The organism is Pseudomonas sp. EA_65y_Pfl2_P78 (assembly GCF_963970495.1).
GTDB classification, from domain to species: domain Bacteria; phylum Pseudomonadota; class Gammaproteobacteria; order Pseudomonadales; family Pseudomonadaceae; genus Aquipseudomonas; species Aquipseudomonas baetica_A.
The window spans coordinates 1-22,103 of the sequence record NZ_CAXAON010000003.1 but is presented as its reverse complement, the minus strand read 5'-3'; the positions used below and the strand labels follow the sequence as shown (position 1 = coordinate 22,103).

The 22,103-nt window shown below is 59.6% G+C and carries 22 protein-coding genes; 9 read left to right on the top strand and 13 right to left on the bottom strand.

The window, feature by feature from the left end:
- Positions 1-120: 120 nt before the first annotated feature.
- Positions 121-513 carry a transcriptional regulator gene (locus tag AACY02_RS03585; RefSeq protein WP_339430786.1) on the top strand — a complete coding sequence of 131 codons (393 nt, stop codon included), beginning with the start codon at positions 121-123 and terminating at the stop codon, positions 511-513.
- 52 nt (positions 514-565) lie between these two features.
- Here the strand turns inward: AACY02_RS03585 and AACY02_RS03580 are convergent, their stop codons facing one another.
- The 3 genes from AACY02_RS03580 to AACY02_RS03570 form a co-directional block, all read right to left on the bottom strand.
- The gene (locus AACY02_RS03580; RefSeq protein ID WP_339430785.1) at positions 566-1,435 is read right to left on the bottom strand and encodes a DUF6279 family lipoprotein; all 870 of its coding nucleotides are present in this window, start codon (positions 1,433-1,435) and stop codon (positions 566-568) included.
- 77 nt (positions 1,436-1,512) lie between these two features.
- Positions 1,513-2,229: a TorF family putative porin gene (locus AACY02_RS03575; RefSeq protein ID WP_339430784.1), complete on the bottom strand. Its 717-nt coding sequence runs from the start codon at positions 2,227-2,229 to the stop codon at positions 1,513-1,515.
- Between the two features lie 209 nt (positions 2,230-2,438).
- On the bottom strand, positions 2,439-2,627 hold the full coding sequence (locus tag AACY02_RS03570) for a hypothetical protein (RefSeq protein ID WP_016985943.1): 189 nt from the start codon (positions 2,625-2,627) through the stop codon (positions 2,439-2,441).
- 340 nt (positions 2,628-2,967) lie between these two features.
- Here AACY02_RS03570 and AACY02_RS03565 point away from each other — a divergent pair, with 340 nt between their 5' ends.
- From AACY02_RS03565 to AACY02_RS03555, 3 genes are all read left to right on the top strand, one after another.
- Positions 2,968-3,804 carry a CvfB family protein gene (locus tag AACY02_RS03565; protein ID WP_221733693.1) on the top strand — a complete coding sequence of 279 codons (837 nt, stop codon included), beginning with the start codon at positions 2,968-2,970 and terminating at the stop codon, positions 3,802-3,804.
- 45 nt (positions 3,805-3,849) lie between these two features.
- Positions 3,850-4,254, top strand: a complete 405-nt coding sequence (locus AACY02_RS03560; RefSeq protein WP_339430783.1) for a DUF2177 family protein — start codon at positions 3,850-3,852, stop codon at positions 4,252-4,254.
- 249 nt (positions 4,255-4,503) lie between these two features.
- Entirely contained in the window at positions 4,504-5,433 is a 930-nt protein-coding gene (locus tag AACY02_RS03555; RefSeq protein ID WP_221733691.1) for a DMT family transporter, read from the top strand.
- Here AACY02_RS03555 and AACY02_RS03550 read toward each other — a convergent pair.
- Positions 5,381-6,562, bottom strand: coding sequence for an MFS transporter (locus AACY02_RS03550; protein WP_339430782.1), 1,182 nt, complete (start codon positions 6,560-6,562; stop codon positions 5,381-5,383). The genes AACY02_RS03555 and AACY02_RS03550 overlap by 53 nt on opposite strands.
- A 104-nt stretch (positions 6,563-6,666) precedes the next feature.
- Between AACY02_RS03550 and ptrR the strand changes: the two genes are divergently transcribed.
- Entirely contained in the window at positions 6,667-7,560 is an 894-nt protein-coding gene (gene ptrR / locus AACY02_RS03545; RefSeq protein WP_339430781.1) for a putrescine utilization regulator PtrR, read from the top strand.
- A 142-nt stretch (positions 7,561-7,702) separates the two neighbouring features.
- Entirely contained in the window at positions 7,703-7,831 is a 129-nt protein-coding gene (locus AACY02_RS03540) for a PA1414 family protein (protein ID WP_003184145.1), read from the top strand.
- An 89-nt stretch (positions 7,832-7,920) separates the two neighbouring features.
- On the opposite strand, the gene AACY02_RS03535 is transcribed toward AACY02_RS03540, so the two are convergent.
- The 6 genes from AACY02_RS03535 to speB form a co-directional block, all read right to left on the bottom strand.
- The gene (locus tag AACY02_RS03535; RefSeq protein WP_339430780.1) at positions 7,921-8,169 is read right to left on the bottom strand and encodes an acyl carrier protein; all 249 of its coding nucleotides are present in this window, start codon (positions 8,167-8,169) and stop codon (positions 7,921-7,923) included.
- Positions 8,170-8,212: 43 nt separating this feature from the next.
- Positions 8,213-8,938: an MBL fold metallo-hydrolase gene (locus AACY02_RS03530; RefSeq protein ID WP_339430779.1), complete on the bottom strand. Its 726-nt coding sequence runs from the start codon at positions 8,936-8,938 to the stop codon at positions 8,213-8,215.
- A gap of 86 nt (positions 8,939-9,024) precedes the next feature.
- Positions 9,025-10,404, bottom strand: a complete 1,380-nt coding sequence (locus AACY02_RS03525) for a sodium:solute symporter (protein ID WP_339430778.1) — start codon at positions 10,402-10,404, stop codon at positions 9,025-9,027.
- A gap of 93 nt (positions 10,405-10,497) precedes the next feature.
- Positions 10,498-12,009, bottom strand: coding sequence for a purine-cytosine permease family protein (locus AACY02_RS03520; RefSeq protein WP_339430777.1), 1,512 nt, complete (start codon positions 12,007-12,009; stop codon positions 10,498-10,500).
- 75 nt (positions 12,010-12,084) lie between these two features.
- A complete protein-coding gene (locus tag AACY02_RS03515; protein WP_339430776.1) occupies positions 12,085-12,525 on the bottom strand; it encodes a YybH family protein in 441 nt (146 codons plus the stop codon).
- Between the two features lie 10 nt (positions 12,526-12,535).
- Complete coding sequence (speB, locus tag AACY02_RS03510; RefSeq protein ID WP_339430775.1) at positions 12,536-13,486, bottom strand: agmatinase; 951 nt, start codon at positions 13,484-13,486, stop codon at positions 12,536-12,538.
- Positions 13,487-13,800: 314 nt separating this feature from the next.
- Between speB and AACY02_RS03505 the strand changes: the two genes are divergently transcribed.
- Positions 13,801-14,694, top strand: coding sequence for a LysR family transcriptional regulator (locus AACY02_RS03505; RefSeq protein ID WP_090282283.1), 894 nt, complete (start codon positions 13,801-13,803; stop codon positions 14,692-14,694).
- An 18-nt stretch (positions 14,695-14,712) separates the two neighbouring features.
- Positions 14,713-15,309: a tRNA-uridine aminocarboxypropyltransferase gene (locus tag AACY02_RS03500; protein WP_339430774.1), complete on the top strand. Its 597-nt coding sequence runs from the start codon at positions 14,713-14,715 to the stop codon at positions 15,307-15,309.
- Between the two features lie 121 nt (positions 15,310-15,430).
- On the opposite strand, the gene AACY02_RS03495 is transcribed toward AACY02_RS03500, so the two are convergent.
- From AACY02_RS03495 to AACY02_RS03485, 3 genes are read right to left on the bottom strand one after another with little or no spacing between them, the layout of a single operon-like run.
- Entirely contained in the window at positions 15,431-16,792 is a 1,362-nt protein-coding gene (locus tag AACY02_RS03495; RefSeq protein ID WP_339430773.1) for an HlyD family type I secretion periplasmic adaptor subunit, read from the bottom strand.
- 10 nt (positions 16,793-16,802) lie between these two features.
- Positions 16,803-18,962, bottom strand: coding sequence for a type I secretion system permease/ATPase (locus AACY02_RS03490; protein ID WP_339430772.1), 2,160 nt, complete (start codon positions 18,960-18,962; stop codon positions 16,803-16,805).
- A 33-nt stretch (positions 18,963-18,995) separates the two neighbouring features.
- Positions 18,996-20,354 (bottom strand): TolC family outer membrane protein, encoded by a 1,359-nt coding sequence (locus AACY02_RS03485; RefSeq protein ID WP_339430771.1) that lies wholly within the window; start codon positions 20,352-20,354, stop codon positions 18,996-18,998.
- A 533-nt stretch (positions 20,355-20,887) separates the two neighbouring features.
- Between AACY02_RS03485 and AACY02_RS03480 the strand changes: the two genes are divergently transcribed.
- Positions 20,888-22,103, top strand: a 1,216-nt coding sequence (locus AACY02_RS03480) for a retention module-containing protein (protein ID WP_339430770.1), incomplete at its 3' end; no start/stop codon positions are given.

Here is a 22,103-nt window from a genome sequence, read left to right as displayed (position 1 = left end):
CGATCAATTCGACAGACCGCCGGTCGGTCGCGGCGTGAAATGCGGCTGAACGGCGGCGACAGGCACCGGTCACAACCTATGACAGCGCCCCAAATCACGCGCACCGGAGGTTGAATCAGGATGACGACTTATAACTGGGATTTGATTGAACGCTTGCTGCATGAAGTGCAGAACAGTGCTGGCGAAAGTTTCGCCCCTCGAAAATACGCCGAGGACTATGCGGCCGAGAAAGCCAGTGCAGGCGAGCCGATTGAGAATCTGGATCACCTGAAAACGGTGGCCTGCGAATATGAAGGCTTGTTGCTTGATCGTGGATTTATCGAACCGCGCCCGGATCATATGGGCAGTACCGGCAGCAATTTCATTCTGACGCCACGCGGATCAAGCCTGCTGAGCTTGATCGACAGCAGCATTCCCGGAAATGATCATCCGCGGCAGGTGCTGGACGAGCAGGGAGATGCGCTGGATGAAGCGACGTTTGATGAGGTGGCTTCCAAGGCGCAGATTGCCTGATAGCCTTTGTGGGAGCGGGCTTGCTCGCTCCCACATTGGTTTGTGGTCTGATTCAAGGTTTTTGTGTGGCCTTGAGGCATTTGAGGTCATTGAAGTCTTTACGCACCCCTTCGATTTTCTTGAGCAACCGCTGACGCTGCTGCGGTGTGCTCTCGGCCATCAGATCCACCGCCAGCGAGCGCGCTTGCGCTTCGGTGTTCGCATAGGCCTTCTGGTAATCCGTTGTCCATAAACGCTCGCGGTTGACCAGAAGTGTCTCGATTCGCTGTGGGAATTCGGTACTTTTACGCTGGGCAACGGCGTTACTGAACTGCTGCTGCCAATGTGCGCGGTTGGCGATCCATTGGGTGTTCTGGTCGCCCAGCGCGGTCGACCACGCCATTACCCGCTGTTCTTGAGTGACGCTCAATGGCCCGAGCCAGTCGTTGAGGCGTTTGACCATGCGTGCGCCGCGTTCGGCGATCTGCTGGGCAAGCGGCGGGTTCAAATATTCCCGCTGGCGTTTACGCAAATCCTTGGCAAATGCGTCGTTCATTTCCGCGACCTGTTTGTCATCCAAGCCTTGCAGCAACTCGATGGCTGACGGAGTGATTTCCCGTGCGGTTTGATCAATCGCCTGCTTGGCTTCTTCCGTGCGTGTCTGCAGCGCTGTGTCGGTCACCTGATTGTTTTCAACCATCGTTTGCAGGCGGTCGAGCCAGTCCAGATACTCTGGCAATTGCGTGCTGCAGTGCCAGCTCAGGTGTTCTTTGAGGCGTTCGTTGAACCAGCCTTTCTGCTCGCCGTTCATGTCCAGGTAGTCGCTGAGCGTCCACGGGATGATCACGTCGAGGTTGCGATAAGCCAGGCCGACGCGGCTGCAGGCGCCGAGGGCAAGGGTGAAGATCAAGAGGGTAGCGATATGTTTGAACCAGCGAGACATGGGCGAATCCTTGCGATAGCCAGCCTTGGGGATCTGATTCTTATGTGAACGCACAGTGAACCCGGCAGTTCAGCCGATCAATAGAATGCGTGCTCGGCCTTGAATGTGACGAGGCCGTCGCACTGGCTGTTGTGTCCGGAGTAGGCCGAGCAATCGCTGCCGCTGAGGCTGGAGTTGCTGTAGATCAGGTTGAGATCGACGCCCATTAACGGCCGGGACAGCTTCACCGACCAATCGGTAAAGTTGCTGACATAACCGCCGTCAACGGCCACGGGCGTGTTCAACTGGTGGGTGGTGTATTTCATGCTGACGCCGATGCCGAACGGTTGGTTGCCGCCAAGATCGGCAAACAACGTGTTGTTCTGTTTGTCCGGGTCGTGGCTCAGGGCGATGCCGAAACGGCTGCCGAGCAGGGTCAGGCCACCGAACAGTTCCTGGCTGTCGAGTGTGTCTACCTCGGGATAGCTGTAGTGGATCATCCCGATTTCATAGCCGAGGGTTTGATCGAAAGGTTGTTTAAAACCGACATAGGAATCGATTTCGAGGTTCTTGCCCGGCGTGATGCCCATGCTCGGCGCGTACTGGCCGAAATACAGGCCACTGTCGTGGCTGAGGTCGAGCCCGCCATGAAACGAGCCAGCGACCGCCGGTTTGACCAGGCCCTGGGCCATGCTGCGGCTGGGTGTGGTGTCGAGTTTCAGGTCGAAGTCGCCAAGTTCACGCTGGAAAACCTGCGCATGCACAGCTGTGCAAGCCATCAGGCTTGAGAGCAATAAACAGGATGATTTGCGCATGCGTCACTCCATGAACAGCGAGCGCAGGGCGGCGGGCCTGCTGAAACGCTTGATCCAGACGCGTGCAAGGATACCGGCGAATGATCGGCATTGATGTCCGTTCGTCGATTTATGAGTATTTGTTTGTTTTAAACGGGGGGAGTATTGCGTGGTGCCAGTCCAGACGCTTCGAAGCTCAAAGCGCCTCTGGACGGGGGTAAAACCGGGTGTTACTTCTTGCCCAGGCTGATCTGCTTGGACGGGCCGAACGTCTGGCCGCTGACGCCTTTGGCAATTTGCTGAATCTCGCCGCCAGACTTGAGGAACGCGGCGATCTGATCGTTGATCGATTCGCTGGTTTCAACGGCTGGAGCTGGCTTTGCTTTGCTGGTGGATGCTTTTACACGCATGGCGGCCATTAACCTGTAGAAAAGTAACTCGGCCAGGCATCGTACAGGAATAACTTGACAATAGCTTGTTAAATATCCCTCGGAATAACCCATCCCGTGACGGCATTACGCTCGATTCAATACTCGAAATAATCGGCTAACCTGCTGTTTTAAATAACATCACTTATATTCCACCGGGCTGTGGCGAGCTGCCGTAATGCGCCAAACCGGCCTGACGAGCGGCAACCCGCGCAGCCGAGCCCAAGGAAAATCAAGGCTTTGCGCAGATTTTACTGAAACCTGGGAATCTGCCGGCCATCGTTCACGGCAAAACGGGTAGAATGCCGCCCACGCAATGAGGGTTCTGGAAATGGCTTTAGTCGGGCGTTACAACAGTTTGCAAGTGGTTAAACACACTAACTTCGGTTTATATCTGGACGGCGGTGCTGACGGCGAAATTCTTTTGCCTAATCGTTATATCCCGAAAGATATTCCCAGCGAAGATGAAGACTGGCTCAACGTTTTTGTTTATCTGGACAGCGAAGACAAACTTCTCGCTACCACAGAAAAACCAAAAGTTCAGGTAGGTGAATTTGCCAGTCTGAAAGTTGTTGAAGTCAACAGCATCGGTGTGTTCCTCGATTGGGGGCTGCCGAAGGATCTGTTGCTGCCGTATTCCGAAGAAAAGCGTCAGATGACGGCCGGCGAATATTGCGTGGTGCACGTCTACCTCGACAAACACACCCGTCGTATCACCGCCACCGCGCGGCTGGATCGCTATCTCGACAAGACCCCTGCCAACTACAGCCAGGGCCAGGAAGTTGATCTGCTGGTCGCCGAAGCCACCGATATGGGCTTCAAGGCGATCATCAACAACAAGCACTGGGGTTTGATCCACAAGAACGAAATCTTCAAGTTCATGCGCGCCGGCATGATCGAGAAAGGCTTCATCAAGGAAGTGCGCGCCGACGGCAAGATCAGCCTGAGCCTGCAACCGGTTGGCCAGGAAGCGGCCAGCAGCCTGAACTCGAAAATCCTCGCCAAGTTGCGCGAGAACGCCGGCACACTGCCGGTCAGCGACAAGAGTGATCCGGTGTTGATCACTAGCCTGTTTGGCGTCAGCAAAGGCAACTTCAAGAAGGCTATCGGTTCGCTGTACAAGGAAGGCAAGATCGTCATTCATGCTGATCGCATTGAACTAACCTGAGCCTTGCGTGGCCCATGTTTCATGGGCTTACTTGAGGTCGGTTGAATGAAAAAAGCGCTGATTGCCTATGTCGCCACGCTGGTGACGTTTCTGTTGCTCGACGGCATCTGGCTCGGCCTGTTGATGGCGCCGACCTATCGTGAACTGCTCGGTTCACTGATGCTCGAAAAACCGCTGCTGGTTCCGGCAGCGGTTTTTTATTGGCTGTACGTTTTCGGGTGTGTGGTGTTTGTGGTGTTGCCGGCATCGAGTTGGCAGCGGGCAGCGAAGATGGGCGCGTTGTTGGGGCTGGTGGCGTATGGCACGTATGACCTGACCAATTGGGCGACATTGCGCGGATGGTCGGTGCAGGTGACGTTGATGGATTGGATGTGGGGGGCGTTTGCCACCGCTGTGGCGTGTACTGTCGGGTTTTCGGTGGCTCGCAGGTTATGCGCTTCGCATCATTGATCTTTATTGTCTGAACGGGCCTCTTCGCGGGCAAGCCCGGCTCCCACCGTGATTGATGTCGTTCACGAGTCCTGCGTTCGACACAAACATCTGTGGGAGGCACTGTCTTCACCAGCCATTCACTGCTGACGCAATGGAAGAATTAAATGTCTTTTCCGGACGGTTTTTTCTGTCTGGCTGACTGATAATCCTCGGCACTGTTTTTGACCATTGGATGGCTGCCATGTTGTGTGTGTTCGAGGTGTTGCGGTGAGTGCCGAGCGGCGCAATGCCGACCGTTTTGCCTTGCAGGTGATGATCGGCCTGTGTCTGATCTGGGGCGTGCAGCAAGTGATGATCAAGTGGGCCGCACCGGATATCGCGCCGGTGATGCAGGCAGCCGGGCGGTCAGGGATTTCCGCGTTGCTGGTAGGCTTGCTCATCTGCTGGAAGGGTGGCTGGGATCAGGTCGGCAGCACCTGGCGCGGCGGTTTGCTGGCCGGTGCACTGTTCGGCCTGGAGTTCTTCTTTATCAGCGAAGGTTTGCAACTGACCACCGCTGCGCACATGTCGGTGTTCCTCTACACCGCGCCGATCTTCACCGCGCTGGGCGTGCATTTTCTGTTGGCCAGTGAGCGTCTGCGGCCCTTGCAGTGGCTGGGGATTGTGTTGGCATTCATCGGCATTGCGCTGGCCTTCGCCGGCGGTGTGTCGTGGGATAACATCGACCGTCGCATGTTGCTGGGCGATGCCTTCGGTGTGTTGGCCGGCGCCTGTTGGGGCGCGACCACCGTGGTGGTGCGCGCCTCACGCCTGTCGGATGCTCCGGTGACACTGACCCTGTTCTATCAGTTGATCGTCGGCTTCATCGGCCTGTTGTTGATCGCGTTGTTCAGCGGCCAGATCACCCATGTCAGCCTGACCTCCGTGGCGGTGGCCAGTGTGCTGTTCCAGGGGCTGGTGGTGTCGTTCTTCAGTTATCTGGTGTGGTTCTGGCTGTTGCGCCGTTATCTGGCGGCGAATCTGGCGGTGTTCTCATTCATGACGCCGCTGTTCGGGGTCACCTTCGGTGTGTTGCTGCTCGGCGAGCGACTGAGCCTGAACTTCGTCATCGGCGCGGTACTGGTGTTGCTCGGCATCACTTTCGTCAGCGCTGAGCAGTGGTTGCGTCGGCGTTTGCGCAAAGCGCTCGGCCAGTAGTAGTCGATTGCATCGCCAGTCCGCCGGCAATCAACAAACCGCATCCGGCGATGACCAGCGCCGGCTGCAAGCCACCGCTGAAATGGCTGCTCAACGCGGCCAATAACGGGCCGCTGAGTTGGCCGACGGCGAAGCAAGCGGTGAGCATGCCGGCGTTGCGCTGGATGGTGTGGGGCGCCAGTTCCCGCGAGCGTTGCATGACTAGCTGCATGCAGGCCAGGAACGGCGTGCCGCACAGGATGACGCCCAGTGCCAGGCCCCAACCGCTGCCCGACAGGCAGGCAAAAACACCGGCCGCTTGCAGCCACAACGTCGCCATCAACCAGTGACGCGTGGTCCGAGGATCGTGACGGCGCAGACTCACCAGCAGCACCCCGATGGTCGCGCCCAGGCCGAAGCACGGCCAGAGCAAATCTGCCTGCCATTGCCCGTGAAACTGCGCGGTGGCCATCTGCGACAGGAACGTGGCCGGGATGATGTAGCCGAGGCCGTAGAGTGCGTAAATCACCGCCAACCGACCAATGCCACGACTCGACGGACTGACGGAGGTTGCCGCAATGGTCTTGGCGGTGGTTGGTTGCGGCAGCAGGCGCCACACCCCCAACATCATTACCAACGCGGCTGCGGCATAAATCAGCCACAACGTCGCGGACGTCTGGTTCAGCAGATGTGAGACCAGCGCCAGCAACCCTGTCAGAAAAATCCCCAGCCCCGGTCCGGCAAATACCAAGGCCCCAAGCCGTGGACGACCGGCCGCCGCCGCCAGCGGCTGACTCAGCGAGGTGATCATCACCAAGACCCAGGCACTCGCCACGCCGGTGCCAAAGCGCAAAACCAGATGCGACCAGAAGCCGTCAGCCCAGAACGAGGCCAGTGTCAGCAGCACGCACAACCACAGACCGCCGTGCAGTCGGCGCTGAACCTGTTGCGGACGGTGGGCAAACATCGCGTCCACGGCACCGAGCAAGTATCCGAGGTAGTTGGCCGCCGCAATCAGACCGGCGGCAGTCAGGTCGATCTGTCCCTCGCTGAGCAGGTGCGGCATTTGTGGAGTGAGGGCGAAACGCCCGATGCCCATGGCCAGCATCAGGGCAACGAAACAAGCGGATAAGCGAATCAGCGGCGACATGGTCTGGATTCCATTGAAAGAGTAACGACCGTCAGGCTAGGACTGATTGACTTTCTTTAAAATTGAATAATAGTGATTAACTTGTTCTGTTCTGGAGAAAGGTTGTGGAGTTCAGCCAACTGCGGATCTTTCAGGCGGTTGCCGAGGAAGGTTCGATCACTCGCGCGGCCGAACGGCTGCATCGCGTGCCATCGAACCTGTCGACTCGGCTTAAACAGCTCGAGGAGCAAATGGGTGTCGAATTGTTCGTTCGTGAGCGTCAGCGTTTGCAACTGTCGCCTGCGGGAAAAGTCCTGCTGGACTACACCGGCAAACTCTTTGCCCTAAGGGATCAGGCCCGCGCGGCGGTGATGGGCGGACAACCGGCCGGGGACTTTGTGCTCGGCACCATGTACAGCACGGCGGCGATCCATCTGCCGGCGTTGCTGGCGCGTTATCACAAGCAATACCCGGCGGTGAACCTGCAAGTGCAGTCGGCGCCGAGCGGTGAACTGCTCGAAGGCCTGCTTACCGGACGTCTGGATGCCGCGCTGGTGGACGGCCCGCTCGAACTGGCCGGGCTCGACGGCGTGCCGCTGTGCGAGGAGCGGCTGGTGCTGATCACCGAAGCTGATCATCCGCCGGTTTACAGTGCGCAGGATGTAGAAGGGCGCTCGGTGTTCACCTTTCGCCAGGGCTGCTCCTATCGCATGCGTCTGGAGGCATGGTTCTCTCACTCGCATGCGGCGATGGGACGGGCGATGGAGATCGAGTCCTATCAGGGCATGCTCGCCTGCGTGATTGCCGGCAGCGGTGTGGCGCTGATGTCGGAGTCGATGCTGGCCAGTTTGCCTGGGCGCGAGAGCGTCGCGGTGCATCCGCTGGCCGAACCGTTCGAGCGTGCGACAACGTGGCTCATGTGGCGCAAGGGCATGCTGGGCGCCAACCTCAATGCGTGGATTGAAGTGCAGCAGGCCGTCTATCCTGCGGCTCTGGTTGAAACCCGTGAAACGGCTTGAACCGATGGCAACGGATTCTGTTCTATTCAGTAACAGATCATTGCGGATTAGGCCGAGCATTGCGCAGGACTTCGGACTATTATCAGTGCGAGGCGGCCTCAGAATTCCGGTCGCTCGGCACCACCCTGAAGGGGGCATTACGATGAAAGAGAAAATTCAGAATTGGCTGCACGATTTGGGTGTTGCCCTCGGCTTGATCGAACCGCCTCTGCAACCGGTACCGATTCGCACAGACGACGAACAGCGTCGGCGTCAGCCGCGTCGGCGGTAATGCCTCATTAATTGATCGAGAGATCGCAGCCTTCGGCAGGTCCCACACAGAGCGGTGTGGGACCTGCCGAAGGCTGCGATCTTCTGCATTCAGTGCCGCGCAATCATCAGTAAAAACCGGCTCAAGTCATTCGCGGTCTTCGCAGTCTTGAGCAGTTGATCTTCTTCGGCGGTGAATGCCGTCAGTCCGAATTCATCCTCCAGATGAAAAATCAGATCCTCGATATCCGCTTTCTCCAGTCCCAATTGCACCAGACGGGTGTGGTCATCGAATTCGCGGTTTTCCAGCAGTCGGCGAATGAACCGATGCACAGCGGCACGCACGGCAGCTCTTCTCATGGCAAACAGTTCTAGTCATTGTTTTGCTTGATTACAGCAGGCCTCACTGATGTCGGCGCAACCATTCGTCAATCATCAAGCGCAAATGCTCACCGGAAAAACTGCCGAAGTGTCCACCATGCACGGTACGGATCGGTAACGCCTGCAAACGTCGCAGACTGGCGGCGTAATCGTCCAGATTCGAATGGTAGGCGTCTTCGATCAGCGGCCCGTCGTAGATGATGTCGCCACTGAACAGTGTTTGTGTCGCCGCTTCAAACAGGCTGATCCCGCCCGGCGAATGCCCCGGCGTGTGCAGCACCTGCAACGTGCGGTTGCCCAGATCCAGCACATCCCCGTCTTCGACAAACCCGGTCGCCGGTGCCGCTTTGACCCTATATTCGGCGTAGCACAGCGGACAATCCGGGTGTGCTTCGAACATGTCATCGCCGACGAAAGCTCGGCTCAAATCGTTTTCACCATCCGGCGCGGCAAGGATGTCGGCCTCGGCAGGGTGCACCAGCCGCTCGGCAAACTCGTGATGGCCTGCAATGTGGTCGAAATGGCAATGGCTGGCCACGGCCACCAGTGGCCGCTCGGTCAGCCATGGCAGTTGCTCGCGCAGGCTGACCAGCCCTGAACCACTGTCGAGCAACAAATCCTTGTCGCGGCCCTGAACGTGCCACAGGTTGCAGCGGTAGAACGGGCGGATGTACGGCTCGTGAATCAGGCGGATGCCGTCACTCAGGGTTTGCACTTCGAACCACTGATCGCGAGAAACAATCTTCATCAGTACATTCCTTAAAACGAAAAAAAACGGGTGTGGCAACCGACGCCACACCCGTCGAAGAAAGCATCAAGTGGTTACATCAAAGCTTATAGCGCACTCGCCACCATCGCAGGGCGGCGCGAGAACAGGCTGACCAGCACGAAACTTGCCAGGCTGATACCCAGGCTGTAATAGATCGGCGAGTTGGCGTCCATCCCGTCCTTGAACATGAAGATCAAGGAGGTGGCGAAACCCAGGGTCATCGCACTGATCGCGCCTGCGGTGGTCGCGCGTTTCCAGAAAATCGCCCCCATCAATGGAATCAGCATGCCGCCGACCAGAAGGTTGTAGGCCAGGGTCAGGGCACTGATGACGTCATTGACCACCAGTGCGATGCCCAGCACCGCAACGCCGGTCAACAGGGTAAACAGGCGGCTGACGGCCACGCTGGATTGTTTACCGCCGCGCAGTTTTGGCAGCAGGTCTTCCGTCAGCGTGGTGGATGCGGCGAGCAGGCCGGCGCTGGCGGTGGACATCATCGCGGCCAGTGCAGCAGCGATCACCAGACCCCGGATGCCGTCCGGCAGCGAGACTTTGACGATGGCGGCGAAGGCGTTGTTGACGTTGTCCAGATCCGGGATCAGGACGTGTGCAGCCATGCCGATCAGGGCGCAGACCAGGCCGTAGATGATGCAGTAGATGCCGGCCGAAGTGCCGGCGTACTTCGCGACTTTCTCGCTTTTGGCGGTGAACACACGCTGCCAGATGTCCTGACCGATCAGGATGCCGAAGAAGTAGATCATGAAGTAGGTAATGATCGTGTCCCAGCCGATGCTGGTGAAGCTGAAGCTGGCGGCCGGCAATTGCGCCACCAGTTGATCCCAGCCACCGACGCGGTACAGGCAGATCGGCAGCAGCAGGAACATCAGGCCGACGGTCTGGATGGCGAACTGGACGATGTCGGTCAGGGTCAGCGACCACATACCGCCGATGGTCGAATAGATCACGACGATGCCGCCACCCAGCAGCACAGACATCCAGAACGGCAGGCCGAACAGCACTTGCAACACGGTGCCGATCGCCAGGATCGAGGTCACGCCGATCATCAAGGCGTAGGCCAGCATGATGGTGGCGCTGGCGGTACGAGCCATCGGGTTGTAGCGTTTTTCCAGCACCTGGGTGACGGTAAACACTTTCAGTTTCAGCAGTGGCTTGGCGAGGAACAGGTTCAGCGCAACGATGCCGCAACCCAGTGCTGCGCACAGCCAGAACCCGGAAATACCGTGCACATAACCCAAACGCACGGTGCCGACGGTGGACGCGCCACCCAGTACAGTTGCGGCCATGGTGCCCATGTACAGGCTCGGGCCCAGGTTACGACCGGCGACCAGATAGTCTTCGTGGGTCTTGGCTTTGCGCATGCCGTAATAGCCCAGAATCAGCATCGCGGCGGCGTAGATGAGTACGACGATTAAATCCAAAGCCATGATGGCGTGTCTCCGATTGTCTTTTTTATGTGAGGCTCGAATCGATTTGCCCTTGTGGGAGCGGGCCCGCGCCCACAGGGGTTATGTGTTTCTTCAGGCGGCCTGGCGCAACGACGCTTTAGCCGGCGCGTTTGCGCCCTGGTTTCGGGCATCCTGCGGGCCGAACACGTCGCGCGGTTCCGGGAACAGGCGCAGTAGCGTCAGGTACACCACCGAAGCCAGGCCGAGGGTGACGGGCAGGCTGATGTCGATGCCGCCGGCCATTTCACCCAGCGGGCCGACGAACTGCCCCGGCAGGTTGACGAAGCACAGGCCGACCGCCGCACTCGGGATCCAGGCGCCCAGGCCACGCCAGTTCCAGCCGTGACTGAACCAGTAGCGTCCGCCCTGTTCGCCGCGCGTGAACACTTGCAGGTCGTCCGGGCAGTAGAAGCCACGACGCACCAGCAGGCCGATGATCATGATCACCATCCACGGCGTAGTGCAGGTGATGATCAGCACGGCGAATGTCGACACGCTCTGCACCAGGTTCGCCGCAAAGCGCCCGATGAAGATGAAGGCAATCGACAGCACGCCGATCAGCAACGTCGCCTTGACCCGCGACAGTACGCGAGGGAACACGCTGGACATGTCCAGCCCGGTGCCATACAGCGATGTGGTGCCGGTGGACATGCCGCCGATCACCGCAATCAGGCACACCGGCAGGAAGAACCAGCTCGGCGACACCGCCAGCAGACCGCCCACATAGTTGTTCGCCGCGATGTAGTCCGGCGCCTTGATCGCGACGATGGTCGCGGTGGCCAGGCCGAACAGGAACGGGATGAACGTGGCGATCTGCGACAGCACGACGGCGGCCATGATCCGCTGCTTGGAGGTGTCACGCGGGATGTAGCGCGACCAGTCGCCGAGGAACGCGCCGAAGGAAATCGGGTTGCTCATGGCCACCAGTGCGGCGCCGATGAACGCGGCCCAGAAACCGGGCTGACCGAGACTGACCGTGCCGGCGTATTGCGCGTCGAAAGGAGCGGCGAAAGCGACCGCGCCCAGCAGAAACAGCAGGCTGGCGCTCCATACCGCGATCTTGTTCACCCACAGCAAAAAGCGGAAGCCATAGATGCACACGGTCAGTACCAGGATCGCGAACAGGCCGTAGGCCAAACCCAGTGTCAGGTCGGTTTCCGGCAAGCCTATCAAGCGTTTCGCACCGCCGATCAGCGCATCGCCCGAACTCCACACCGAGAGCGAGAAGAATGCGATGGCGGTCAACAGCGACAGAAACGAGCCGACGATCCGCCCGTGCACGCCGAAATGCGCACCGGACGACACGGCATTGTTGGTGCCATTGAGCGGGCCGAACAGGCCCATCGGTGCGAGGATCAGCGAGCCCAGCAGCACGCCCGAGACAATCGCCCAGACGCCAGCCTGAAACGACAGGCCGAACAGCACCGGGAAGCTGCCGAGCACGGCGGTGGCAAAGGTGTTGGAACCACCGAAGATCATCCGGAACAAATCCGTCGGGCCTGCGGTGCGTTCGTTGTCCGGGATCTGTTCGACCCCGTGGGTTTCAATTTGCGTAAGGCTTTGGTCGTTGTTGTTGTTATTCATGATCTGCTCCGATCATAAAGGCGCGCTCATCGTGTGTGAGCGTCACCTGTTTGGGTAGGGTCTCCGTCGCGGTCGTCACCCAACGTCAGCAGACCCTAGGGATGGCAGCCCTTCCGGCATCGCGGATAAATGTTCATGACAGGCCAGCCAAAGGCCTTGTTGTTCTAGGCTCGACGCTTGTTTCTTGAAAACAATCGTCTCGCGCTCCTGGCTGAAGTGTTGCTCCCCTTGCATGCGCAGCTCGGTGGCCACGTCATGGATGAAAATCGCCACGTCACCTTGCAGGCTGACGAAGGCGTTGCTCGAAGTGCACGAGAGCACTTCAAAGCCATCCTCGGCGCGCCAGTTGTCCCACAACGCCTGATAGGCGTCGCGCGACAGCAGCGGCTGTTCGAGGGTGTAGAACACGAAACTCGCATCAGCGCTGAACGCGCCGAAGTAAGCCTCGCGATCGTTACGGGCGAAGGCGCACACCAGCTCGGCGGCCGCTTTCAATACCTGATCACGTTCGCTCATGACCCGACCCTCAGCGGTGAACTACGCCAGGCAGTACGCAGAGCATTTCGTACAGCAGGTTGGCGGCCAGCAGCGAGGTGTTACCGGTGGTGTCGTAAGCGGGCGAAACTTCTACCAGATCGCAACCGATCAGGTCGAGGCCTTGGCAGCCGCGAACGATTTCAATCGCCTGAATGGTCGTCAGACCGCCGATTTCCGGGGTGCCGGTGCCAGGCGCCCAGGCCGGGTCGATGCCGTCGATGTCAAAGCTCAGGTACACCGGACCGCCGCCGACTTTCTCCCGCACTTCGGCCATCAGCGGTGCCAGCGACTTGTGCCAGCACTCTTCGGCCTGCACCACGCGGAAACCCTGATCACGGCTCCAGTTGAAGTCGTCAGCGGTGTAACCCTGCGCGCGCAAACCAATCTGCACCACACGATCGCAGTCCAGAAGACCTTCTTCGACGGCGCGACGGAAGGTGGTGCCGTGGGCGATTTTCTCGCCGAACATGTGATCGTTGACGTCAGCGTGGGCGTCGATGTGTACCAGACCGACCTTGCCGTGTTTCTTGTGGATGGCACGCAGGATCGGCAGGGTGATGGTGTGGTCGCCACCCAGGGTCATCGGGATGACGTTGTGCTCGAGGATGTTGTCGTAGGCTTCTTCGATGATGCGCACGGCGTCGAGCAGGTTGAAGGTGTTGATCGCCACGTCACCGATGTCGGCCACCGACAGCGAGTCGAACGGCGCGGCGCCGGTGGCCATGTTGTAAGGGCGGATCATCACCGATTCGGTGCGGATTTCACGTGGCCCGAAGCGGGTGCCGGGGCGCAGCGAAGTGCCGATGTCCAGCGGCACGCCAACGAAGGCAGCGTCCAGGCCGGCAGCGCTCGGTACATGGGGGAGTCGGAGCATGGTGGCGATGCCGCCGAAGCGCGGCATTTCGTTGCCGCCCAGTGGTTGGTGAAGAATTTTGTCCACGGGTAGGGCCTCATCGTCTTGTTTTATTTATGTCGGCGCGCCGGCTGGCGGGCACCGCTGTGGGCCGATTCTGCGAAATGCAGGGGTGGGGAAGAATCGCTACGGGCAAATACTTAGTTCAGATTTTTCTAAACTAACGGCGAGGCTGAAGATAGACTCGTTGTCGTTCACCGGGGTGAACATGGCGCCTCAGTGGGAGCGGGCTTGCTCGCGAATACGGTGTGTCAGGCAACGTGGATGTCGGCTGGCCCGACGCTTTCGCGAGCAAGCCCGTTCCCACATTTAAGGCGTTTCGACAGGAACATGGAGTAGACATGGCCAACGCTTTACCCGACCTGAAACTGTTGCGCATCTTCGTCAGCGTGGTGCGTCATCAGGGTTTCGCCAACGCGCAGCAGGAACTCAACCTGTCGACCTCGGCGATCAGCACCTACATGAGCCAGCTCGAAGCCGCGCTCGGTCTGGTGCTGTGCCATCGCGGCCGTGGCGGCTTCAGCCTGACCAGCAAGGGTGAGCTGTTCCATCAGGAAACCCTGCGCCTGCTCGGCGAACTTGAAGGTTTCGAGCAATACGCCGCTGCGCTCAAGGGCGAGTTGCGCGGCACACTCAACCTCGGCGTGATCGATTCCACGGTCAGCGACAAGGCCTTGCCCTTCGCCGAAGCCATCGGCGCCTACAGTCAGGAACACCCGGCAGTGCATTTGCACCTGTCGGTGATGAGCCCCTACGAACTGCAACTCGGCGTACAGGACAACCGCCTCGATCTGGCGATCGGCGCGTTCTCCACACGCATGAGCGGTCTGGTCTACATGCCGCTGTACCGCGAGCAGCACTGGCTGTATTGCAGCAGTCGCCACCCGTTGTTCAACGAACGGCGCATTCCCGAGCAAGTCATCACTCAGCAACGCATGGTCGGTCGCGGCTACTGGAGCCAGGCGGAACTGGCACGTCACGGCTTCAAACACAGCGCCGCCACCGTGGAAAGTATGGAAGCGCAGCTGATTCTGGTGCTGTCCGGCGCCTACATCGGGTATCTGCCAGAACACTACGCTCAGGCCTGGGCCGACAAGGGTGATTTGCGCGTGTTGCTGCCAGCGACTTTCGGTTATCAGGCGCCGTTTTCGATGATCATGCGCCGTGGCCGAAGCCGCGAGCCGTTGATTCAGACGTTCCGCGATTTGCTCAAAGCCCAGCTCAATCAGGCGTAGCTCGAAGGAAAAAGAAGTATGTCCAGACCCCAATGCCCGCGCTGCCTGCGCCCACAAACCCATTGCCTGTGCGCGCTGATTCCGCGTCTCGATAGCCGCACCCGAGTGTTGGTGTTGCAGCATCCCAGCGAGGTCAATCATGCGCTCAATACTGCGCGCTTGGCGGCGCTGGGTTTGACCAACGCCGAGCTGATCGTGGGTGAGGTGTTCGAGGATTTACCGACGCTGTTGAATCAACCGGGCTATCAGGCGCGGTTGTTGTTTCCGGCGGACGATGCGCAGGTGATGCAGGCCTATGGTGAGTCTGATCAACCGCTGTTGCTGGTCGTGCCCGATGGCACCTGGCGCAAGGCGCGCAAAATGCTCCATCTCAATCCATTGTTGGCGGCGTTGCCACGTGTGACGCTGGCAGAGGGCGGGGTGTCGCGCTATCGGTTGCGCAAGGCTCCAGGGCCGGGGGCGTTGTCGACGGTTGAGGCGATTGTGCAGGCATTGCACACGCTGGAAGCACCGGCCTCGTTTGAGCCATTGCTCAAGCCGTTTGAAGCGTTGATCGAGGGGCAGATTGCGGCGATGGGGGAGGAGACCTTTCAGAAGAACCATGGCGAAAGATAGGTGTTGATAATGCCGGCCTTTTCGCGAGCAAGCCCGCTCCCACAGGGGGAACGCATTCCAAAATGTGGGAGCGGGCTTGCTCGCGAAAGCGCCAGATCAATCATCACAAAATCAGGAATCACTAGCGTTCGCGCATCGCCTCGGTTCGGGCCTTGAGCACTGGTTTGAGCAGGTAATCCAGCACACTTTTCTCCCCGGTAATGATGTCCACCGTCGCCACCATTCCCGGGATGATCAGCAGGGGGTTCACATCCCCGCCCAAATGGTTTTTATCGGTACGCACCTGAATCAGGTAGAAGCTGTTGCCCTTGTCATCAGTGATGGTATCGGCGCCGATCAGCTCAAGCTTGGCGCTGAGCCCACCGTAGATCGTGTAGTCATAAGCGCTGAACTTGACCATGGCTTTCTGACCCGGATGGAGGAACGCGACGTCTTGCGGACGCACCTTGGCCTCGATCAGCAGGTTGTCTTCCAGCGGCACGATTTCCAACATGTCGCTGCCCGGCTGGACCACGCCGCCGATGGTGTTGACCTTCAATTGCTTGATCACCCCGTGTACCGGTGAGGTCACGGTGGTGCGGCTGACGCGGTCGTCGATGGCGATGCTGGTTGCAGTGATTTTCGACAGGTCGGTGCGTTTTTCATTCAGCTCTTTGGCGGCTTCCGAGCGGAAGGTCTGCTCCGATTCGTCGATCTTGCTGCGGATCTCGGCAATCGCCGATTCCGCACGGGGAATCGCCAGTGTCGTCGCATTCAGCGAGCCACGGATTTCCACCGCGCTGCGCTTGAGCCGCAGGATCTCCACCGGCGATACCGCGCCGGCCTTGACCAGTGGCTCGGACATGTTCATCTCTTGTTGCAGTAATGACAGGCTTGAACTGAATTGGCCTTGCTTGGAGCGGAACTCCGCCAGTTCCTGAGTCTTTTGCCGTAACTGTTCGGTCAAGGTGCGCTGTTCGCTGGCCAGTCGCCGCTGGCGTTGTTCGTATAGTGAGCGCTCGTCTTCAGCCACTTGCGGGGCCTTGGCGATGACCTCTTCGGAGAGTTTGAGCGGCCGACCTTCCGATTCTGCCGCCAGCCGTTCGACCTGTGCGGTCAATGCATATCGGTCGACTTCGCTCTCGCCCTTGTTCGATAAAAAGCGCGTGTCATCCAGACGCAACAGGGTGTCGCCCTTGTTCACCATCTGGCCTTCACGGACGAAAATCTCGGTGACGATGCCGCCCTCAAGGTTCTGAATCACCTGAACCTTGCTCGACGGAATCGCCTTGCCTTCGCCCATGGTCACTTCTTCCAGCACCGCGAACTTGGCCCAGACCAGCGCGCTGATCAGCAACCCCGCCGCCAGCCACACGGTAATCCGCGACCAGCGCGGCGAATCCTGCAACGAGGCGCCGGCGGTTTCCGGCATGAAATCGGCTTCGGCACTTTTGCTGAAACTGTCGAAGTAGCCGCGTGATTTGCTATCTGAAGAAGCAGACATGGGGCAACTCCTAGACCGCCGCCGAGCCGACACGGCCCTTGCGCAGCGCATCGATGACCGCTTCTTTCGGACCGTCGGCGACGATCCGGCCGTTGTCCAGTACCAGCAACCGGTCCACCAGGCTCAGCATCGAGGTGCGGTGGGTGACCAGCAGCAGGGTTTTGCCTTGTACCCAGTTGTGCAGTTTCTGACGCAGAAGGTCCTCACTGCTGTTGTCCATGGCGCTGGTCGGTTCGTCGAGCAGCATGATGGGCGGGTCGAGCAGCAATGCCCGAGCGAGTAATACGGCCTGGCGTTGACCGCCGGACAGCAATTGCCCGCGCTCGCCGACGGGGCGGTCGAAGCCTTGTGGATGCTGCCGGGCGAGTTCGGTGACACCGGTCAGTTCGGCCACTTCAAGCATCCGTGAATCGCTGACGTAGCGCGCGCCGAGGGTCAGGTTGTCGCGCAGGCTGCCCGCCAGCAGCGGCAGGTCATGGGCGACGTAACCGATCTGCTGGCGCAGGTCGGCGACATCCAGTTGCCGCAGGTCAAGGCCGTCGAGCAGCAACTGGCCTTCCTCCGGTTCGTAGAACCCCATCACCAGCCGCGCCAGGGTACTTTTGCCTGAGCCGCTACGGCCAATGATACCGACCCGTTCTCCGGGCTTCAGGCTGAAAGTGACGTTGCTCAGGGCCGGCGCATTCTGGCCGTTGTAGTGAAACGTCACACCGCTGACGTCCAGTGCGCCTTGCAGTTGCGTACGCTCCAGCGGTCGCTGTTTGCCGTCGCGTTCCTGTGGCAACGACATCAGCGCGTCGGTGCTTTTCATGGTCAGTTGCGCTTGCTGGTAGCGAGTGATCAGCCCGGCAATCTGCCCCAGGGGGGCGAGCACGCGGCTGCCGAGCATGTAGGTTGCCACCAGCGCCCCGACACTGAGGTTGCCGGCGATGATGCTGTAGACCCCGGCGACAATCGTCGCCATCCCCGAAAACTGTTGAATGAACAGCGTGCCGTTGGTCGCCAGCGCCGAGAGGTTGCGCGCGTGGCTGTCGAGGCGGGTGAGGGCGCCGTGGGTGCTTTCCCATTTGTGCTGGCGCTCGCTTTCGGCGCTGCAGGCCTTGAGGGTTTCCAGGCCACCGAGGGTTTCGATCAGCAGCGCCTGACGCTCAGCGCCCAGGCTCAGGCTTTTTTGCACCGTGTCGCGCAGACGCACCTGAATGATCATCGCGAAGACGATGGTGATCGGGAAGGCCAGCAGCGGGATCATCACCAGCCAGCCGCCCAGCAGGCCGATGACCACCAGCATCAACACCACGAAGGGCAGGTCGATCAGACTGGTCAGGGTTACCGCCGTAAGAAATTCGCGCAGGCCCTGGAAGTCATGAATGCTCTGAGCGAAACCGCCGATGGTCGCCGGTCGTGCCTTCATCGACATGCCGGTGATGCGCTCGAATAACGTCGCGGAAAGGATCACGTCGGTTTTCTTGCCGGCGGTGTCGAGCAGGTGCGCGCGCACCACCCGTAATACCAGTTCGAAACCGGTGCCGATCAGCAGACCGATCGACAACACCCACAGGGTCGAGGTGGCTTGATTGGGTACCACGCGGTCGTAGGTCTGCATGACGAACAGCGGCACCATCAGGCCTAAAAGGTTGATCAGGAAACTGGCGAGAATTGCATCGCTGTACAGCCATTTCGACAGCTTCAGGGTGTCGCGAAACCATGCATGTACCCGTGGCACCAGCGGTGAGCGCAGGTCTTCGAGTTCATGCCGAGGTCGAGCGAACAAGGCCTGGCCGCTGTAGTGCTCGCTGAGCTCTTCGCGACTGACCCATTGCTCGCCGCCATCGGCTTCACTGGGCAGGATCAGCGCTTTGCCGTCGTCGCCGAAACGCCGCAACACGGCGGTGCGACCGTCGTTGAGCAGCAACAGAAGCGGCAGGTTCAGCGGCGAAATGTCGTTCAGGTCTCGCCGCAACAACCGTGCCTGTAACCCGGCACGGGCGGCGGCGCGGGGCAGCAGATCAAGGCTCAGGCGTTGTTTGTTCAGCGGCAGACCGGCACTCAGGCTGGCGCGACTGACCGTCGCGCCATGGAGTTTGCAGAGGATCAACAGACCGTCGAGTAACGGATCATCGAAGCTCAGCCGCGGATCGACTCCGCAATGGCCGGGTTCCATGCTGGTCATATTGATTGTTCCCCTGTTACCGCTTCATTGGACTTACTTCAGTTCAGGCAAGCGCGCTTCGTTTTTCACCTCGGTCGCAGCGATCGCGTCGGCAGGCAGCACCACCCGTTGCTTGCTCAGCAACTGACCCATGTTCGCCAGCACGCGGTACATCGAGTATTCCTCGGTGTAACGGATTTCGGTGTAGCGGCGGTTGGCGTTGTAGAGCTCGTTTTCACTGTCGAGCAAGTCGAGCAGGGTGCGTTGGCCGAGGCCGAACTGGTCCTGATACGCGGCGCGCACGCGTTTGGTGGTTTCGGCGTATTCGCGGGCGGTCGGGGTTTGTTTCTTGGCGTTGACCATGGCGTTCCAGGCCAGGTGAATGTTCTCGTTGAGCTGGCGCAGGGCGTTGTTGCGGATGTCCATGGCCTGATTGATCTGGTGTGCATCGGAGGCCAGTCGTGCCTTGTCGCTGCCGCCGCGGAACAGGTTGTAGTTCATCACCACGCCCACGCGCCATTCGTTGTCGTGGCCCTGGTCACCCTGCACGTTGTTGTTCGCGCCCACTGCCGCTTCCGCGTCGAAGCGAGGGTAGAACGGCGATTTGGCCACTTCGTACTGGCTCTCTGCCGACTGCACATCGGCCTGTGCGGATTTCAGATACGGGTTGTTCTCGACCATGCTCTGCTGGGCTTCCGGCAGGGTGGCGGGCAACTCGCCACGGGTCGATGCCGGCGCTTCCAGCTCGTCGGGCATGCGCCCGACCACGCTGTAGAAATTCGATTCGGCATCGGCCAGATCGACTTCAGCGGTATCGAGGTTGTTTTGCGCCAGTGCCTTACGGGCACCCGACTGGTCGGAGTCGGCGGTGCTACCAACACCGCGCTCGGTACGCAGGCCAATCTGGTCGTTTACACGCAAGTGCGCCTGCAGGTTGTTGCGGGCCAGGGTCACCAGTTCGCGGCGCTTGAGCACTTCGAGGTAAACCTCGATGGTGCGCAGGGCCAGATCCTGAGCGGTGCCTTGCGCGTAGTAAGCGCGCGAGTTGGACACGCCTTTGGTGCGTTCAACCTCGTTGGCGGTGTTGAAACCGTCGAAGAGCATCTGCCGCAGCCGCAATTCGGACTGTGTGTAGTTGAGGATCGAGGTGTGGTGGTTACCCAGCGACCGGGTCGTGGTGTTGTCGCTGTAGCCGCGCCCGTAGGATGCGTTCAAATCGACGGACGGGTAGAAACCGCCCTTGGCGACTTTGATTTGTTCATCTGCAGCCAGGCGTGCGTCCACGCGTGAAGCCAGTTCCGGGTGCGTGGCGATGGTGCTTTGAATCGCCTCGGTGAGGTTCATGGCCTGAGCTTGAGAAGTGCAAGCCATGGCCAGCAAAACCGCGCTGCAGAGGGGGGTTAGAACGCGCATGGGTGCATCTCCCTGATTCCTGATGGTGTGTTACTGTCGCCAAAAATTTGGCGATATTTTTAGCTGTAGGCGTTTCACTCTTGTAACAACAGAGCTAAGAACATCCTGAAGCGTAGCTAAGAAAAAATTTTCATAAGGCTTATGCCGAAAAAAACTTATGCGCTTTGTAAAAACCGGCACATTGTTCAGGTCGAAAGCCTTTGTTTTATGTGCTTTAGGGAGCGCGAAAAGGCTTGAGGAAAGTTCCATTCACTTTGCGACATACGGCGAAGTACTGCTGAAGGGGAGGGACGCGTAGCGGTTGAGGGGTGACAGATTTTTGTCACCTGGGTGATTCACCACCGTTACGTAGCGTTAGTCGGTGTGCTGCTTCAATCGGGGTTTGCAAGTGCTTGATAGCACTGAAGTTTCCCCTTGAGGCGTCACCGGCCAAACGAACTGTCGAGGGTGCGAGCGTCGCCCCGACAACCCGATTGAGCCATGGGCTGCTTCGCGAACCAGTGCCGACGGTGGTCGGCAGCGGAGGAATTCACATGGCAACGCTCATTGGTATCGTCACTAAAGTCATTGGTCAGGTTTTCGCGCAAGGTACTGACGGCACTCGTCGCGCCTTGGTCGAGGGCGACCGTTTGTTTGCTGGCGATCAACTGATCACCGGGGCCGAAGGCGCCGTCGCCGTTCATCTGCAAAATGGCCAGGATTTGACCCTGGGCCGCGACAGCAGCCTGACCATGACCGGCCAATTGCTCGCCGATCAGGCCGCCCATGTGAACGCGCCGGAGGCTGTGACCCCGAGCGAAGCGCAACTGACTGACGTCGAGCAGATTCAGAAAGCCATCGCCGCCGGTGACGACCCGACCAAAACCGCTGAAGCCACCGCCGCTGGCCCCAACGCCCCGGGCGATACCGGTGGTGCAGTGGGCGGCGGGCACAGTTTTGTCTTGCTGACGGAAGTCGGCGGGCGGGTTGATCCGATCATCGGTTTCCCCACTGCCGGGTTCAATGGCATTCCCGAATTTCCCGAAGAGCGCCACAACGCTGTGATCGATAACGGCGATGGCACCCCCGCGCCTGTCGTGCCGCCCGTCAACAACCTCGTGACCCTCACCGGCCTTGCCGTGCCCGGGGGCGAACTGACACTCAACGAAGCGAATCTGCCAGACGGCTCGGCGGCCAATGCTGGCGCGCTGACCCAAAACGCAAGCTTCACGGTAACGGCACCGGACGGTTTGAACAGTCTGAGCATCGGCGGCATCAACGTGATCAGCGGTGGGGTGGCCGTCGGTTTCCCGCAATCGGTCACCACGCAACTGGGCAACACCCTGACCATCACCGGTTACAACGCGGCGACCGGCGTGGTCAGTTACAGCTACACCCTCAATGGCAACGACACCCATGCGACGGGTGGCGGCGCCAATAGTCTCAGCGAACAGTTCACCGTGATCGCCGGCGACAGCAATGGCGATACCGCGACCGGTACGCTGGACATCAACATCATCGACGACGTGCCCAAAGCGTTCGATGACAGCAACGCGTCGACCGCCTCGGAAACCTTGCTCACGCTGACCGGCAACGTCCTGACCAACGACGTGCAAGGCGCCGACCGTGTACCCACCGGGCCGGTGACGGCCGGTACATTCACCGGCACCTACGGCACGTTGGTATTGAACGCCAACGGCACTTACACCTACACGCTGAACACCAGCGATGCGGATTTCAAAGCGCTGCACGGCGGCGGCAACGGCACCG

Excerpts from the sequence above, each read along its gene's own strand:
- AACY02_RS03570 (WP_016985943.1), bottom strand. The coding sequence starts at position 2,627 with ATGGCCGCCATGCGTGTAAAAGCATCCACCAGCAAAGCAAAGCCAGCT.
- AACY02_RS03585 (WP_339430786.1), top strand. The coding sequence starts at position 121 with ATGACGACTTATAACTGGGATTTGATTGAACGCTTGCTGCATGAAGTG.
- AACY02_RS03530 (WP_339430779.1), bottom strand. The coding sequence starts at position 8,938 with ATGAAGATTGTTTCTCGCGATCAGTGGTTCGAAGTGCAAACCCTGAGT.
- AACY02_RS03495 (WP_339430773.1), bottom strand. The coding sequence starts at position 16,792 with ATGTCTGCTTCTTCAGATAGCAAATCACGCGGCTACTTCGACAGTTTC.
- AACY02_RS03520 (WP_339430777.1), bottom strand. The coding sequence starts at position 12,009 with ATGAATAACAACAACAACGACCAAAGCCTTACGCAAATTGAAACCCAC.
- AACY02_RS03535 (WP_339430780.1), bottom strand. The coding sequence starts at position 8,169 with ATGAGAAGAGCTGCCGTGCGTGCCGCTGTGCATCGGTTCATTCGCCGA.
- AACY02_RS03490 (WP_339430772.1), bottom strand. The coding sequence starts at position 18,962 with ATGACCAGCATGGAACCCGGCCATTGCGGAGTCGATCCGCGGCTGAGC.
- AACY02_RS03515 (WP_339430776.1), bottom strand. The coding sequence starts at position 12,525 with ATGAGCGAACGTGATCAGGTATTGAAAGCGGCCGCCGAGCTGGTGTGC.
- AACY02_RS03575 (WP_339430784.1), bottom strand. The coding sequence starts at position 2,229 with ATGCGCAAATCATCCTGTTTATTGCTCTCAAGCCTGATGGCTTGCACA.
- AACY02_RS03550 (WP_339430782.1), bottom strand. The coding sequence starts at position 6,562 with ATGTCGCCGCTGATTCGCTTATCCGCTTGTTTCGTTGCCCTGATGCTG.
- AACY02_RS03500 (WP_339430774.1), top strand. The coding sequence starts at position 14,713 with ATGTCCAGACCCCAATGCCCGCGCTGCCTGCGCCCACAAACCCATTGC.
- AACY02_RS03505 (WP_090282283.1), top strand. The coding sequence starts at position 13,801 with ATGGCCAACGCTTTACCCGACCTGAAACTGTTGCGCATCTTCGTCAGC.
- AACY02_RS03565 (WP_221733693.1), top strand. The coding sequence starts at position 2,968 with ATGGCTTTAGTCGGGCGTTACAACAGTTTGCAAGTGGTTAAACACACT.
- AACY02_RS03540 (WP_003184145.1), top strand. The coding sequence starts at position 7,703 with ATGAAAGAGAAAATTCAGAATTGGCTGCACGATTTGGGTGTTGCCCTC.
- AACY02_RS03580 (WP_339430785.1), bottom strand. The coding sequence starts at position 1,435 with ATGTCTCGCTGGTTCAAACATATCGCTACCCTCTTGATCTTCACCCTT.
- AACY02_RS03485 (WP_339430771.1), bottom strand. The coding sequence starts at position 20,354 with ATGCGCGTTCTAACCCCCCTCTGCAGCGCGGTTTTGCTGGCCATGGCT.
- AACY02_RS03560 (WP_339430783.1), top strand. The coding sequence starts at position 3,850 with ATGAAAAAAGCGCTGATTGCCTATGTCGCCACGCTGGTGACGTTTCTG.
- AACY02_RS03525 (WP_339430778.1), bottom strand. The coding sequence starts at position 10,404 with ATGGCTTTGGATTTAATCGTCGTACTCATCTACGCCGCCGCGATGCTG.